This window comes from Dokdonia sp., assembly GCF_039945015.1.
In the GTDB taxonomy this organism is placed as follows: Bacteria; Bacteroidota; Bacteroidia; order Flavobacteriales; family Flavobacteriaceae; genus Dokdonia.
In genome coordinates this window covers 362070-377994 of the sequence record NZ_JBDUXP010000021.1, presented here as the reverse complement: position 1 = coordinate 377994, position 15925 = coordinate 362070, and the positions used below count along the sequence as shown (strand labels likewise).

Annotated in this window: 14 protein-coding genes; 5 read left to right on the top strand and 9 right to left on the bottom strand. The window is 32.3% G+C overall.

Annotation, left to right across the window (positions count from 1 at the left end; genetic code table 11):
* Window positions 1-7: 7 nt before the first annotated feature.
* Complete coding sequence (pyrF, locus tag ABJD27_RS17865; protein ID WP_348166590.1) at window positions 8-829, bottom strand: orotidine-5'-phosphate decarboxylase; 822 nt, start codon at window positions 827-829, stop codon at window positions 8-10.
* A gap of 2 nt (window positions 830-831) precedes the next feature.
* Window positions 832-1911 (bottom strand): peptide chain release factor 1, encoded by a 1080-nt coding sequence (prfA, locus tag ABJD27_RS17860; RefSeq protein ID WP_348166588.1) that lies wholly within the window; start codon window positions 1909-1911, stop codon window positions 832-834.
* Window positions 1912-1924: 13 nt separating this feature from the next.
* Here prfA and ABJD27_RS17855 point away from each other — a divergent pair, with 13 nt between their 5' ends.
* The 3 genes from ABJD27_RS17855 to ABJD27_RS17845 all read left to right on the top strand — a co-directional run bounded on the left by ABJD27_RS17855 (window position 1925) and on the right by ABJD27_RS17845 (window position 4493).
* Window positions 1925-2533: a peptide-methionine (S)-S-oxide reductase gene (locus ABJD27_RS17855; RefSeq protein WP_348166585.1), complete on the top strand. Its 609-nt coding sequence runs from the start codon at window positions 1925-1927 to the stop codon at window positions 2531-2533.
* Between the two features lie 86 nt (window positions 2534-2619).
* Window positions 2620-3699 carry a hypothetical protein gene (locus ABJD27_RS17850; RefSeq protein WP_348166582.1) on the top strand — a complete coding sequence of 360 codons (1080 nt, stop codon included), beginning with the start codon at window positions 2620-2622 and terminating at the stop codon, window positions 3697-3699.
* Window positions 3699-4493 carry a restriction endonuclease gene (locus ABJD27_RS17845; protein WP_348166580.1) on the top strand — a complete coding sequence of 265 codons (795 nt, stop codon included), beginning with the start codon at window positions 3699-3701 and terminating at the stop codon, window positions 4491-4493. The genes ABJD27_RS17850 and ABJD27_RS17845 overlap by 1 nt, the downstream gene beginning before the upstream one ends.
* On the opposite strand, the gene ABJD27_RS17840 is transcribed toward ABJD27_RS17845, so the two are convergent.
* Window positions 4483-5613: an aspartyl protease family protein gene (locus ABJD27_RS17840; protein WP_348166578.1), complete on the bottom strand. Its 1131-nt coding sequence runs from the start codon at window positions 5611-5613 to the stop codon at window positions 4483-4485. The genes ABJD27_RS17845 and ABJD27_RS17840 overlap by 11 nt on opposite strands.
* A 240-nt stretch (window positions 5614-5853) precedes the next feature.
* On the opposite strand from ABJD27_RS17840, the gene ABJD27_RS17835 reads away from it, so the two are divergent.
* The gene (locus ABJD27_RS17835) at window positions 5854-6039 is read left to right on the top strand and encodes a hypothetical protein (RefSeq protein ID WP_348166576.1); all 186 of its coding nucleotides are present in this window, start codon (window positions 5854-5856) and stop codon (window positions 6037-6039) included.
* A 170-nt stretch (window positions 6040-6209) separates the two neighbouring features.
* On the opposite strand, the gene ABJD27_RS17830 is transcribed toward ABJD27_RS17835, so the two are convergent.
* On the bottom strand, window positions 6210-7391 hold the full coding sequence (locus tag ABJD27_RS17830; RefSeq protein ID WP_348166574.1) for an AIR synthase related protein: 1182 nt from the start codon (window positions 7389-7391) through the stop codon (window positions 6210-6212).
* Window positions 7392-7628: 237 nt separating this feature from the next.
* On the opposite strand from ABJD27_RS17830, the gene ABJD27_RS17825 reads away from it, so the two are divergent.
* A complete protein-coding gene (locus ABJD27_RS17825) occupies window positions 7629-10979 on the top strand; it encodes an ankyrin repeat domain-containing protein (RefSeq protein WP_348166572.1) in 3351 nt (1116 codons plus the stop codon).
* 130 nt (window positions 10980-11109) lie between these two features.
* Here the strand turns inward: ABJD27_RS17825 and ABJD27_RS17820 are convergent, their stop codons facing one another.
* The 5 genes from ABJD27_RS17820 to ABJD27_RS17800 are packed head-to-tail and all read right to left on the bottom strand — an operon-like array spanning window position 11110 to window position 15859.
* Window positions 11110-12639 carry a carboxypeptidase regulatory-like domain-containing protein gene (locus tag ABJD27_RS17820; RefSeq protein WP_348166570.1) on the bottom strand — a complete coding sequence of 510 codons (1530 nt, stop codon included), beginning with the start codon at window positions 12637-12639 and terminating at the stop codon, window positions 11110-11112.
* Entirely contained in the window at window positions 12626-14056 is a 1431-nt protein-coding gene (locus ABJD27_RS17815; protein WP_348166567.1) for a CsgG/HfaB family protein, read from the bottom strand. Before ABJD27_RS17815 ends, ABJD27_RS17820 begins: the two co-directional genes overlap by 14 nt.
* A gap of 21 nt (window positions 14057-14077) precedes the next feature.
* A complete protein-coding gene (locus tag ABJD27_RS17810) occupies window positions 14078-14485 on the bottom strand; it encodes a curli assembly protein CsgF (RefSeq protein WP_348166564.1) in 408 nt (135 codons plus the stop codon).
* A gap of 1 nt (window position 14486) precedes the next feature.
* Window positions 14487-15281: a CsgE family curli-type amyloid fiber assembly protein gene (locus ABJD27_RS17805; RefSeq protein WP_348166561.1), complete on the bottom strand. Its 795-nt coding sequence runs from the start codon at window positions 15279-15281 to the stop codon at window positions 14487-14489.
* A 32-nt stretch (window positions 15282-15313) separates the two neighbouring features.
* Window positions 15314-15859: a hypothetical protein gene (locus ABJD27_RS17800; protein ID WP_348166558.1), complete on the bottom strand. Its 546-nt coding sequence runs from the start codon at window positions 15857-15859 to the stop codon at window positions 15314-15316.
* Window positions 15860-15925: the final 66 nt, after the last annotated feature.

Here is a 15925-nt window from a genome sequence, read left to right as displayed (position 1 = left end):
GAGAAAATTAAAATGCAGCTTGTAGAATTTCTTGCATAGCTTTTTGCATGTCTTTTGCTGCACCACGTGCTGCAGAAGCAAAATCTTCTCCTTGAGATTTATAGATAATTCCTCTTGAAGAGTTTACCAGAAGGCCAACGTCTTTGGTCATTCCATATGTACATACCTCTGATAAGCTGCCACCTTGTGCACCAACACCAGGTACTAAAAGAAATGCTTCAGGAATAATAGCGCGTATATCTGTCAAGTATGTAGCTTTTGTAGCTCCTACAACATACATCAAACGATCACTATTTTTGTATGTTTTAGAAGTCTCTAGTACTTTCTTATACAACTCTGTACCATCTACTAATTGTGTCTGAAAATCAAAAGCACCTTTATTAGACGTAAGTGCCAATACAATAGTATGCTTATCTTCAAAATCAAGAAAAGGTTCTACAGAATCACGTCCCATATATGGAGCTATGGTCACTGAATCAAAATTAAGTGATTCAAAAAATGCTTTTGCATATCGAGTCGATGTATTTCCAATATCACCTCGTTTTGCATCAGCAATGGTAAACTGTTCTGGATAGTTGTCATTAAGATAATGAATGGTCTTTTCTAAAGATTTCCATCCTTTTATCCCATAAGCTTCATAAAAAGCAATATTAGGTTTATATCCTACACATAGATCATGAGTTGCATCTATAATCGCCTTGTTAAAAGCAAAAATAGGATCCTCTTCTTCTAGTAAATGTTTAGGAATTTTATCTAGATCAGTATCTAATCCTACAACAAGAAAGGATTGTTTCTTACGAATTTGAGTAATCAGTTCTTGAGTTGTCATTATTATAATTCTCCTTCGTTTGCTTTTAATTTTTCTGTATTAGAAACGAGTTGTAACTCATCTAATATTTTCTGAATATCTCCATTTACAATATTTTGAAGATCATACAGGGTTAATCCTATGCGGTGATCTGTCACACGTCCTTGCGAGTAATTATACGTTCTAATTTTTGCACTACGATCTCCACTACTTACTTGAGAGTTACGCTTTGCAGCATCTTCTTCTTGTTTTTTTGCAAGTTCTTGATCGTATAAACGAGAACGAAGTACCTTAAAAGCCTTTTCTTTATTCTTATGCTGTGACTTTTGATCTTGACACTGTGCCACTAATCCTGTTGGGATGTGTGTTAAACGTACTGCTGAGTAAGTAGTGTTTACAGATTGTCCTCCAGGTCCTGAAGAACAGAAAAAGTCCACACGTACATCTTTAGGTTCTATTTGCACATCAAACTCTTCGGCTTCTGGAAGTACCATCACCGTAGCTGCACTGGTATGTACACGGCCTTGAGTTTCTGTTTGAGGCACACGTTGTACACGATGTACTCCTGCTTCAAATTTTAAGATTCCATATACATCTTCTCCAGTAACTTCAAACTGAATTTCCTTAAATCCTCCCGAAGTCCCTTCTGAGTAATCTACAGTACTATGATTCCAGCCTTGTCTACTATCTATATACTTTGTATACATTCTGTATAAATCACCAGCAAAAATACTCGCTTCATCTCCTCCTGTTCCTGCACGTATTTCTACAACGACATTCTTAGCGTCTTCTGGATCTTTAGGAATAAGCATCATTCTGATTTTCTCTTCAAGCTCTGGAATTGCTGTTTTTGCTTCATCCATTTGCATCTTGGCCATTTCTACCATTTCTGCATCGCTCCCATCTGCAAGAATCTCTTCTGCCTCTGTAAGATTATCAGTATACTCTATATATTTTACACGCTCATCCATAAGCGCTCTTAAATCTTTATACTCTTTATTAAGTTGTACATACCGTTTTTGATCTGTAATAATATCTGGTTGAATGATCAAGTCACTCACCTCGTCAAAACGTTGTTTTACTATCTGTAATTTTTCTAACATAATTGCCTTCTGCTTGAGGCGAATTTACGATTTTCAATTGATATTTTCTTTGCGTATCATTGCTTTTGTTAACAATAGATTGTTTGTTTTCTATTTTAGAATTCTAAACATTTACAAAATTACATTTTCTATAAAAACACAAGATAAAATAGCATTTGGAGGTGGATGTCACTGGTGTACTGAAGCAGTCTTTCAAACAATAAAAGGTGTACTTCGTGTCGAGCAAGGATTTATTACTTCAAAAGCGCCTTATGATTCATTCTCAGAAGGGGTTATTGTTCATTATGATACCACAATAATAAGCCTTGAACAACTTCTTGAGGTACATCTTCATACACATAAAGCAACAAGTAATCACAGTTTTAGAACCAAATACAGATCGGCTATGTATTGGTTTAAGGAGGAGCAAGAGTCCGCTTTCGCGAAAGCGATACCCACCCTACAACCTCAATTTCCAGAGCCTATTATTACCAAAGCACTCCCCTTGGTTACATTTAAACTGAATGATGAATCTTTTTTAGATTATTTTAAAAGAAATCCTGATGCTCCTTTTTGTACAAGATACATTCATCCTAAGTTAGAAAAACTGCAAAAGAAGTATACCTCTTGGGTGAAAATTTAAAATGTCCATCTAGAACCCAAATCAATTTTATGCAATTCACTATATTGTAAATCAAATATTTACAATATATTTCATAAATATACAATATGAAGCTTATACCGAAAGAAGTTGCTATAAAAGAGATAATGATTGATCAATATAATCCAAGATTTGTAAATGCAAAAAAAGTTAGTCAACAAGAACTAATAGAGTTTATGCTAGAGTCTAGATCTTCTAAAGAATTATTGCGGAGTTTACAAGAAGATATCAAATGGGTAAACAGAATTGTTATTCAAAAAATTGAAACACACGAAAAATCTGATCAAATAAACAAAAAAGATGATCATCAATATGTAACAATTGAAGGAAACACTAGGCTTGCATGTTTGAAATCTGGAAAAATAAATGATTATCTAGATGAAACTAAAATTCCTATTTTATTAGCTCATAAAGAAGACGGTGAATCAATTGAAAGTTTTAATAAGCAAGTTAGAATAACACAAGGAATAGCTAACGTTACTGTTGTTAAAGAGTGGAAACCAATATCAAAAGCTAAACATTTATCAATTTTATATGAAGACATTAAGGGTACAAAAAAACCTGCTGAACTTTATAAACAAATCTCTAATGAATTAGGAATAGGAGTTAAAGAAGTTAGAGATTCAATTATCAGGTATAGAATTTATTGTAAAATATCGGAAATTTCAGAAACAATAGCTGAAGCAAACTGGGGGTATCTAGAAGCTTTTGATAAAAATATTCTCACTAGATCTTCAATAGGATTAGCAAGTGACACTAATGAGTTTTTAGATATTGAAAATACTGAAGAAAATTATTCTGAAATACTTGCAAATATCCCGGACTTGATTAATAATGCTATACGTAGTGGTATAAACACTAAGTTATTTAGAGATATAATGCATGAAATAATAAAAGAAAATGATACATCAGAAAAACTAAATGATATCATAAATGATTTATTAAGTGATGAAAATGATATAACGCTTATATCTAAAAAGAAAAAAACAGAAGTTTCAGATAAAGACTATTGGAATAAAGAGTTAGATGAAATTTTAAATAAAGTTTCTAATTTCCCCAATATGGCTGAATGGGCATCTGAATTATCAGGTAAACTAAAGTCTATAAAGTCCAAAATAAAGAAGCATATTAATGTCCTTGAATCATAGTGAAAATAAAAAAGATTAAATCCATTGTTAATTTAATAATAACTTGTTCTTGGAATGGAAAGAAGCGCATTGACGATTTGATAATAGAGGATATTTTATATAGTTCAAAATTAAGTGTTGATGAAGATGTTTTAATAAATGAGTTGGGAGACCCTAGAACTAGTTCTTATAATAAGTTGATAAGAGAAATTCAGAGTACTATTTCCTATAACAATACTTTTAGTAAAATTGAAATTTTTGAGGAATATGATGGATTCTACATTCAAAAGCGACATAATAATACTATAATTGATAAAAAATATGATGAAGTAATTAGTTTTATTAATAGCTTTAATAATGAAAAAAAGAATAAAGGTGTTATTTATGAAAAATTTTGCAAACTTTTTCTTGAAGATTTAGGGATAAGCTGCGAATCTACTGCTATTTCAAATGATAAAGGCATTGATATAAAAGGGAGTTACAAAACTAATTTTAAGGATGATATTACTAATTTAATATTTAATGAAGAAATATATTTACTTGTTCAAGTAAAATATTTTGCAACAGCTATTGATACCCCTGTAATTAGAAAATTAGTTGGAGATTCTTTATTTATTAGATTTGATGAACTAGAATATTTAGATATAAAACACAATGCTATTCACCTTATAGTTTTTAGTCACAATGGATTTACAAATCCGGCAAAGAAATTTGCAGATAAAAATAAAGTTCGTGTTTTTGATTCAGTACAAATTGCGCATATTATTTCAGATAAACCTGAGAAGGATTGGAAATGTTTAAAATTTATTTTTTAGGATTCATAAACAATCGTTTTCTTTGAACAGTTAACTTTTCTCCATTAACAAATTCAAACTCAATATCCTTATTCTCCTTCTTCAACTGACCTTGATATTTATTAAGAGAACAAAAGTCTGTAAATACTTTACCGTTTATCGCTTTAATTTGATCACCTCGTCGTACTCCGCGTTTCCATGCTTCACTTCCTTCTCGGATAAGAAACACAACCATTTTTCCATCTTTGATAACCGCAGCACAATCATAACTCCAAGAGTCATCCTTAATAGAACTATCAGAAACATATAGCTCGTCGTTTTTTAAACTTAAAAACAAGCGTTTATCTTTCCATAGGCTATTCCCAATTTTTGTCGTTTGTTTCCCATAATCTACCGCTGGTGTAATAGTAACCTCTCCTGATTTTATTTCTGGAAGTAATACTGTTGTAGATTCTGTCTTTGTTAATGTTCCATTAAAATCGTAAAAACCACTATAAAACTTGGTTTTTGGATATTCATCTAGATGAATAAATCGATACTGACTCTTCTTGACATCAGAATCTCGAGCGCCCGTATCCAATAAAAACTGGATTTTCTTACCATTCATTTCCATAAAAACTGATGGTCGGGTATTTTTATAATCAAAATCCAAGGCATGCATTTCTTTTACTTCGTCTGGATAAAAATCAGAAGGGGACATAATAAGTATCTTCTTTTTAAAATCGATTGTCCAATTAAAATGTTGGGTGATATCAACCCCTAACACACCATCTATATTATAACAAGAAAAGATGTCACTGTCGTTTGTTCGTAAGATTCTATGTTTTTTAATCTCTCTACTACCTAGATTAATTATACCACTTTTGTAATAACGTAATTTGGTTTTAGAGCCATTAGACGAGGTAAGATTTATTTTCTTTGAGGTAGATTTTAATTCGTCTTTTGCCCAAGAGAAAGCGAGTGTAACTTGAGCTCCTGTATCAAACGCAAATTGTTTTTCTACACCATTAAATGTCATGGGAATGATGATGATTCCTAAATCATTTCTAAAAGGAATGGTGTCTTGAACTACGGTAGACTGTTGTGCTTGAAGCGTTAGAGAAATACAACATAAGATCAGAAAGATGATTGCTTTTTTCATAGGTGTTTTGATAGTCTACAGTTAATAGACCAGAAAATGATGTAAGTGTTACAATGAGTCATTTACAAAATAAAGAAAATAAGAATACCATTTTTATGGTCTTCATGCTATTAGGCTCTATTATACTAGTAATATGCATATTACATTTATGAATATATATGTTAAAATACATTGCCTATGAAATAAATTGTAAGAATATTCTTATATTTAAGATATTACTAACTTTCAAATACTACAAATATGTTTACAAAAATTAAAAGAATCAAAGGAGTCAAGTCATTAAGTAAGGTTGAACAAAAAGCAATAACTGGAGGATTTTGGGGTGGTTGTGAACAAGGAATATGTGGAGATGATAATGATTGTGCTTGCGGTGTTTGTCAATTTTTCACCGAAACACCCTTCCCAGTAGGCACATGTCTTTTTTAATTTGTAATTCAAATAGGTCGTATTCACATGTCTAATAACTATCTAAAATTACATTATGTGAATCTTTCTAATTAGGCTAACTATTATTAAATAAAAAATCCTTTAAAGCTAATTTTAAAGGATTTTTTATTTTTAGACATTATATGATTTCCTATTATATAGAAAATAAATTAGTACTCAAACTCCCCTTTATCACTTGTTATGGTAAGTTTCTTCCCTTCATCACTCGCTTCTACTCTTCCCACAATCTGAGCAGGTACATCAAAAGACTCAGAAATAGCTATCAACTCCTTCGCAATCGTTTCATTACAATAAATCTCCATACGGTGTCCCATATTAAAGACTTGATACATTTCTTTCCAATCAGTACCGCTTTCTTTTTGAATAAGGTCAAATAAAGGTGGAACATCAAAAAGGTTGTCTTTGATAATATGTAAATCTTCTACAAAGTGTAGAATCTTCGTTTGTGCGCCTCCACTACAATGCACCATTCCGTGGATATCGGTAGCATCGTACTTAGAGAGTATTGTTTTTATAATTGGCGCATACGTTCGTGTAGGAGAAAGTACGAGTTTCCCTGCATTAACAGGGCTATTTTCAACAGTGTCTGTTAATTTTTTTGATCCGCTATATACAAGATCACTTGGTACAGCAGCATCAAAGCTTTCTGGGAATTTTTGAGCTAAATAATTATCAAATACATCGTGTCTTGCCGATGTTAAACCATTACTTCCCATCCCTCCATTATACTCTGTTTCATAGGTTGCTTGTCCAAAAGAGGCAAGCCCTACAATCACATCACCAGGTTTGATATTTGCATTATCTATCACATCACTACGCTTCATACGTGCCGTTACAGTAGAGTCTACAATAATAGTACGAACAAGATCACCTACATCTGCCGTCTCTCCTCCTGTAGAGTGTATCGTTACTCCAAAAGATTTTAGATCCTCGAGTAATTCTTCGGTTCCATTAATAATCGCCGAAATTACCTCACCTGGAATTACATTTTTATTTCGTCCTATGGTAGATGAAAGCATGATCCTATCGGTAGCTCCTACACAAAGTAAGTCGTCTACATTCATAATCAAAGCATCTTGTGCAATTCCTTTCCAAACAGATAGATCACCTGTTTCTTTCCAATACATATATGCTAACGCCGATTTTGTTCCAGCTCCATCTGCATGCATAACTAAACAATAATCATCATCTCCCGTCAAGGAATCTGGTACAATTTTACAGAAGGCTTTAGGAAATAATCCTTTGTCTACGTTTTTAATCGCATTGTGTACATCTTCTTTTCCAGCAGATACGCCTCGTAGCGCATAACGTTTTGAAATATCTTGGCTCATAGGTTGTTTTCGAAGTAGCAAAAATAAGTATAATTCGTAGATTTTTGAGGTATACGCTTTCGCGAAAGCGTATAAAGTTATACATAATGAATGAAATTTCTTACTCCATTATCACAACACCACGTGTTATGAATAGATTATCGATTATTACATCTAAAAACAAATTATAAAACTATCTTTTTATGTACTTTGTAGTACTTGATATCTCCCCCATAAGTACAGACAAAAGCAAATCATTTGAAACTAACTTGTTTAATCAAAATAGTAACGATACTATTTTTAGTATTTATTACGGGAAATATATACAGCCAATCCAATAGTGATGTATTAGGTCATGGGTTTGATATACGATATATAGACCCACTAGATTGGGGTAATTCTTCAAAGGGAAAAGCGATTATACAAGGGGCAGCTATACGCACTACAAACAAACAACATTTTCCTGAAAACTACTTATTTGTTACAAACTCTCAAGAATTTGAAACAAAAGTCTTAGAAACAGATACTGTAAACTATCCTTATATAGCACACAATAGCAAAGCACATTATAAATTGTATGATACTCCAGAAAGTACTGCTGTGCTTATGGTATATACCAAAAAGAAAATTGGGACAGAGACTGCATTACTTCCAACAAAAAATATCCAACTGGATAGTGCATTTATAGAAGATTTTAATAGACTAGGGCGCGATATCACTCCCAATGGTTTTATTGCTAGATACGGAACCCATATTGCTCAAGAAGTAGCCTATGGAGGTGTATTTATATTACAAAACTCTATTGCAAAAAATGATTTTATTTACTCTCCATATGATAAAGATGATTTTAAAGAAAAAGTAATCGCAGATATTACTCAAAAGCAATTAGACTTGGAGGATAACGATCCTTATATAAATGCAAAAAAAGGAAGGTCTTATAGTATAGGTGGTGATGCAAATAAGACTTGGTTTACTTCATGGGAGCAAACAGTGTCTCAAAAAACACAATACCCTATTGAAGTAAGAATGACTCCTACGGTAGAAATTTTACGATCATTGCCTTTACCAAACGTAGAAAATAAATCTGAAAAGATTCAACTACTTGATAGTATCACAGCTATTGCAATTCAAAGTGCGCGTAAGCTAGTAAGTAAAAAAGAAGATAATTCCTTTTTTAAAAAATACTCGCTTAGATTCAAACAAGAAATCACAAGTTTTGTAAAAAAGAGTATGGGTCCTGTAAAAACAGATGGTAATGATTATACGGGTGATATCTTTTTTGGAGGTTTTTCTAAAGACGAAGCGCTCTTACATACAAAACCACTTATAGAACAAGGAGGACTACGCTTAGAAACACTTATTACTGATGAAGTCGTCACCCTAGATAAGAATGTGATTGTTACAATCAAACCCGAAGATATTACCTATGGATATATGAGTGTCTGGGATGATACGAAGAAGTTATTCAAAAGTAAGGATCGTAAAAGATTACGAGTAGCAGGTTCTGAAGAAGCAAAAACGTATTATAAAGATGCTCTTTTAAACAGAGTTCAAAAAACAATAACCCTTACCTCTGTAGATGATCATATATATGAGGTTGTATATACTATGGAACTTGTAAGAGAAACCGATCTTCTCAAAAACACAAATACACAATACAATTACGTCATAGATTCTGAATTGGTTGCTGCTGCTACGACAGGAAATATGAAAAGGCTCGAAGAACTTTTTTTAAGGAATGCAAATTTGAGTTCGCAAGGTCTCATAGAAGCGATTATCGTAAACAAACAACCTACAACTATTCTTAACTACATTTTAGATCAAGGAGTTGTAGCGACTACAAGAGATCTTGATATTTTATTTGAACGAGATAATTTTAATCCAGAATATGCGCTTATACTTTTAGAAAGGGGTGCTATTCCAAAAAATAACATGATTTATAAGGCGGTTGCTTATAAAACCGCTCCTGTCATTTATGCTCTTTTTAGAGAGGGCGCGCAACCTCGTAATAATGATCTTGCATTTGCATTACGACTACGCTACTACCCTACTGTAAAAGCGTTAATGAATGAAGAATACGATGTTTTTGAAGCTGGCAAAGACGAATTATTACTCGCTATAGAAAATGATGATACAGAACTAGCTTCACAATTTATAGCTATGGGTGCCACAGCAGATGCCTCTATGTTATCAAAAGCAACAGAAACAGATAATATTCAACTCAAAAATGCCATCATCTCTGTTACAGAAGCAACTAACGAATCCCTAGAAGTAGCAGCTTCAATAAATGATACTTCTCTTTTTGAATACTTTATCGATAAAGAGGCAAAAATCAATACCAATACAGCAGTCAATGTAGCTATTGACAATGAGAATATAGCAATCCTAGATATGGGATTAAAAAATGGAGGAGAACCATCAAAAGCTTTAGAATATGCTATAGAGAAAGACAACAAACCCGCTATTGAAGTTGCTTTAAAAAATAAAGCGATCCCAGAGCCTGCATTTTCATATGCTATAAAAAGAGAAGATATTCAACTCTTTAATGACGTACTTACGACATATGGAGGATCGTACGAGGTAGCATTACAAGAATCTGTAAAAGATGACAACTTAGAATTCACAAAATTGGTGTTATCAAAAAAGACAGAGATAGCTACTACAAATAGTGTTGTTCCAATTGCCATAGAAAATGAAAACTTAGAAATGGTGACACTATTAATTAATAACGATGGAGATCCAAGTGAGGGCATAGAAACTGCTGTAAGAGTAGAAAACATACCTATTGTACAATATTTAATATCTAAAGGAGCAGAAACAATAGACCCAAAATTAATTGAAAATGCTGTAAAAGGAGAAAATCTTGAATTATCAAAAGTACTTATAGAAGAAGGAAATGCAGATGTAAATAATGCCATTGAAGTAGCTGCCGAAACAGCAAACATTGATATTACATCTTATTTACTTGACAAAGGAGCAACCGCGGATGAGGCTCTTAAGAATGCCATGGAAACAAAAAATGAAGAGATCATTCTTATGCTTCTTGAAAAGAGCACTTCTATAGATAAGAAATCTTTATCCATAGCTACAAGAAAAGGAAATTTAAATGTTGTAAAATACCTTTCGGAGAAAAAAGAGTTTGATGTACAAGAAGGATTGCTTGATGCTATTTATTATAAGCAAGATGATATATTAGACTATCTAATAGTATCAGGCGCAAAACCCTCTACTGAATTGTTAAGGAATGCTATTTCTGTAAACTATATCTATGGTATACAAAAGCTTATTAATGAAGGTGTAGACGTAAATCACATCTATGATACTAATGAAACTCCCCTACTCTTATGCATACAAGAAATAAGTGCTATAGATCTACACATTATTGATTTCCTAATTAAGCAAGGGGCATCTATAAATGCTACTAATAGTTATGGAGAAACCGCGCTACATTTAGCGATACAAAGTGGTGTTGAGTATATAAAAGTCATAGAACTTCTAATAGACAATAACGCCGATCTAAAAGCAAAAACATTGAAAGAGTCTACTCCTTTAGAATACGCTACGGATAAAGAAATAAAATCTCTTATAAAAAAACGCCTCAGAAGATAAAAGGGGAACAATATCTTACAATCAAATCAATTACTAAAAAAGTATATACCCTTTAGATATATAAAACACTAAGGCTTCTTATTAATAAAGAAGCCTTAGTGTTATTTTAAAATGTGTGCATGATAGTATTTTACTCCCAATCTGGCATTTCAGATGCCGTAAATAATTGATCATCATCTGGGTTGTTACCTCCTAATTCAAATAAAAATATAGACGGTATCGCACCAGTATTACTATCAACTCTTGTAAAAATAATATCACCTTCTGAAGGGGAAAATCTAGGGTCTAAATCATTCTCGCCTGTTACTACATCTGTTGCAAGCATTTGACTTACATCGTTTACAACATCATACATAAACATTCTACTAGAAAAAATTCTGTATTGTGAATTCTCAGATCCAGATGTGTCTCTAGAATAAAGAATACTGTCACCATTTGCACTTATTTGTGCTCCTCCAGCAGCACCAGGAAATCCTTCTAAAACGACAGTTTCTTCAAGGCCCGTAGATACTCGTATGGTAAAAATCCTAGCATCATATCCGGTAACATTATTTGTTTTTAAAAGTATTACATCTTCATTAAATTCTTGGATATCTACTTCAGAAATAAATGAGCCGTCAGTGGTTTGAAAAATAGATGTTAATCCAGTCCCATCTGAATTGATACTATATAATGTATTAAAAAAAGGGTAGATAATACGATCACCATTAGGTGACCAAGTAAAGTCAAGTTCATCCTGTCTAAATCCAGATACTGGTATCGTAGAAGTAACCTGTTGTACATTTTCACCTGTTAAATCCATCGTAAAAATATGCGTATCACCTCCTACAGTTCTTAAGAAAGCAATACGCTGAGCTTCATTGTTTCTTCTAGGTCTAAAACTATTAGTTGCACTATCCGTAAGTTGAAATAGGTTAACATCTACTTGAGAATTACCCTCATCATCTGCTCCTGCCCCTGAGAATATAACACTATTACCTCCTTCTTTCTTCACAAAAAGGAAAGGGTTTGAGGGAAAAGATAATGTTGAAAATTCACTTATTATAGATGAAACAGGGCTATTTACACCATCATCTACGGTAACTTGCCAAAAATATGTTGCCCCTAAATTAAGATCAGATACAGTAAATGTAGTATCCTGTTCGACAGTAAAGTTTTGAATTTCATTTGTAAATGCATTTCTCAGTTCTAAATCATAGGTAAGTGATTCTGAATTTGAAATTGAACTATTCCATACAAACTCTACTTCTGTTTCTATATCATCAGTCCCATCAATTGGAGATACTAATACTGGTGCAGAAGGAGGGTCATTTACTTCAGAAGATCTATCCAGTTCAAATGCTACTGTTGCTATTTCATCAGAAATAACAGCTGCACCTTCAAAAGCAGTATCAAACCCTTCTAATTCTGCCATCACAGAATAATTATCTATGGTAATATTCAATAGTGAAAAGGAACCATTTTCATCTGTAAAAACTGTACTAGAAGATGGATTTGTCGTTATTTTAACATTAAACAATGGCATATTATCTTCACTTGAGATAACAGTACCCGTTAAACCTCCTGTTTGCTCTTCATCAATTGTATCTTCGCTACAACTTACTATAAAAACAAATACTAGTAGTATACTAAACCTATATATAAAATTATTTATCTTCATTATTAATATCTTCTATAGTTTCGTCTTTGGACTTATTTTTCCAATTGAAATTATAATTAACACCTATACCAAAATTAAAGTAAAAGTCATCTCTTTTTCCATTGACTCTGAAATCTAATTCATCACTTAATACAACATTATGTTCTGCAAAAAGTTTAATTCCCACTCTTGGATTCAATTTGTATTGAACTCCAGCTCCGTATTGTAATTTAAAAAATGCTCTTCCAATTAATGTTTGTTCATCAACTACCTCTCTAACATCTACAACGACGCCAGGTCCTGCAAAAATAAAAGGAGCAAAATCATCTTCTGGTAATAAATTAAAAACACCATTTAAACCTACGCTTGCAAATATATTTGAATATTGTTCACCATTGTTTAATTCAAAAATAGCTCCGTCAATTCCAAAATCAAAAAATCGATTGATGTTATGTTGATAGGTCGCAGCCCCATAAAATCCGAGTTTTTTGGTAGCAAAATCACCATCTATAAGATTAGCCCCTCCGGATAAGGTTAAAGAATGTTTATAATCCCTATCCACAAAAAGTCTATTATATAAAGCTTTTGATTCTTCAAATTCTTTTTCTTCTAAGTAATCAGCTACAAGTTGATCATTCACAGCTTTTCCTTCTTTAGCGCTCCATAATTGATCCTGAACACCTTCAATAATAAGATCATGAACTGCTCTTTCTATAGCATCTTTTACAGCAATTTGTACAGGCTCACTTTGAGTAATTCCAGTTTCCACTTCTAATAAGCGTTGGAATTTTACAAATCTAAAAAAGTTACCACTTAAAGATTGAGATAATATTGTTTTAGAAACATATATAGTTTTTAAAATCTCACCACTAGTTGTAGAAACAGCTCTTAAGTATACTGTAATCCTATCTTGTCTATATTGAGAAGAAGCACCAAGTCCAAAATATCTTGCACCTACTCCTCCAGTAACAATGTTAGTATCATAAGATATAATACCTCCTTCTAATATAAGTCCTGCGTAAAGTAAAGGAGGAAGTGGTGGAGTATTCGGATCTAAATTCTTAATATATTCTTGTTTCGTATTCCTTATAATATTACGCTCTGTTGTAAGGTTACTAAGGTTCTCTCTCTCAATAGGCTTAAACCATCCAGAATCTTCTAAGGCCTTTATTAAAATTGTAGTACTTCCCTGAGTAACAGCAGTACTAAAAGTACTTCCATTTTCAACAGGCTTGAACTGACCCGTTTGATCACTAAAATTATATACTGCTACTTCTAACTTTTGAGCAGCATCCGGAAGATCTAATAGTTTGTTAGTTGATTTAGAAAATTCGCCTACTCGTGAAGGCTCTTGAAATAATGGTTGATTAAAATAAGACCCGCAGGAATTAAATATAACTAACGAGAATGCTAAAATTAGCTTTTTAAAATGACGCATATTATAATACTAAGCACTTACTTAATTAGGAACTATGACTTGTGTTTCTTCTCCGTTTGTAGTATCCAAGATATTTATAACAAGTCCTTCTGAACTTTCAAATACTTCAACTGCCAACGTGCCAAATGTAAACGTACCAGGTTCTGTCAAATCCCCGATAGAATCTAATTGCTGTTGAGTTAAAGTTCGTGATATTTGGCTTAAAATTTGATTGTTTAAATTATTCCCAAACCTCTCTAAATCAGATAATTGATCTGTTGAATTTTGAGGAGCAGTAAATCCATTTTGTGCTTGAGCAGAGCTTAATAACTGTTGATAGTTAAATGTATCTCCTCCAAAAAAAGGATTAATAGGCTTATACACAAATTGTTGTGCACTTAAGGAAGTCATAACAAAGGAAATAAGTAAGGTAATGACTGTAGTTTTCATATTAATAACGTATAAATTGTTCATTCTGCTGTTCTAATCTATTGATGTAAGATAACACTCTTTGAAGAGATATTCTAACCATATTGGTAAGAAATTCTTTTCTTGGTTGTGCAAAAAATTGCCAAACCAATCTTCCTTCAATTTCAACGGTTATCAGTGTATTTCTTCTTCTTCCCGGAACTTCTTTTATTAGAATATTTCTTGGAGATCGTATCTGCCTGTTAAAATACTCACTATAAAACATCCTAAAAAAATCACGCCCCGATTTTGTTAAGGTTTTTTGTATAACCAATCCGTCTATTTCATAACCATCTTGAGCTACTGCTTCATCTCTTGATGCTGATTTTGGAGTGGTCTTATCTAAATTTATATTTGTTTTACCTCCTTGTTCAAGAACAATTCTGTCTTTTCCAATAGGCTTATTATCTTTATCATATATTAGTAATACTAATATAATTTTATCATCAACACTATAATTTACGGTAAGTGAAGAAAGTACTTTTTTTTCATCTCCTTTTAAAAAGAATAGATCCGATTGATTTGTTTTAACAACATTACTATCTTTATCTGTCCTAAAAACAGAATAGTCATATTTTAGATTATAATCTGTTGGGGTTTTATTACTAGCAGCTGCGTGAAAAGTGTAAAACTCACTATTACGTTCGATTAATATTTTTGCCTGAATTTCTTTATTAAAAAACTGACTGTAACTTATCGCTGTATTAACAAGAAAGATTATTATAAATACAATTACCCTCTTCAATACGTTAGCATATGTATAACTAATCAATCTCATAGAACAAGCATATCATTAAAGGCATTCAGTAATTACTGAAAACTTCGTATAATAATTGTAGGAGAAGCTTCTGTTTGTACAAATCGTAACGACCTAGTTATTGAATTTGTCCCGAAACGTTCAAATGTTAAATTATTACCATCTTGAATTAAATCCAAAGAAACATCAGCTGTAGGATTATTTACAAAATCTCGTATCAAATTAAAATCACCTTGTTGAGTTATAGTGGCAATAGCTGTATTTGCTCTATAATCTAAAGCTGTAAAATTTGAATTTCCTCTTTGAGTTAGCTGAATTTCACTTGATGAAGTATTTGAATTAATAGAAGCGATGTTTAGTTCTCCTATCTGAGCTAGAAAAATACTATTCCCAGTTATTTGCTGGTTTCTTGGATTAACAGATGTATCAAAACCAAGATTCAAAAGTATTTGAGAACTAATAGTTTCATTTGTTAATGAAGATGTATCACCACTCACGTCTTGATCTTCAGAATCATCTTCAAACGTTTGACCTAAAACAGTCATATTCCAAAACAACATAACCGCAAGTCCTAGTAGTATATATTTATATTTTCCCATCGCTCTAATTTAAAATAAAAAAAACGTACTCACTATTATTTCATAGTGAATTTTAACCATTTGCCT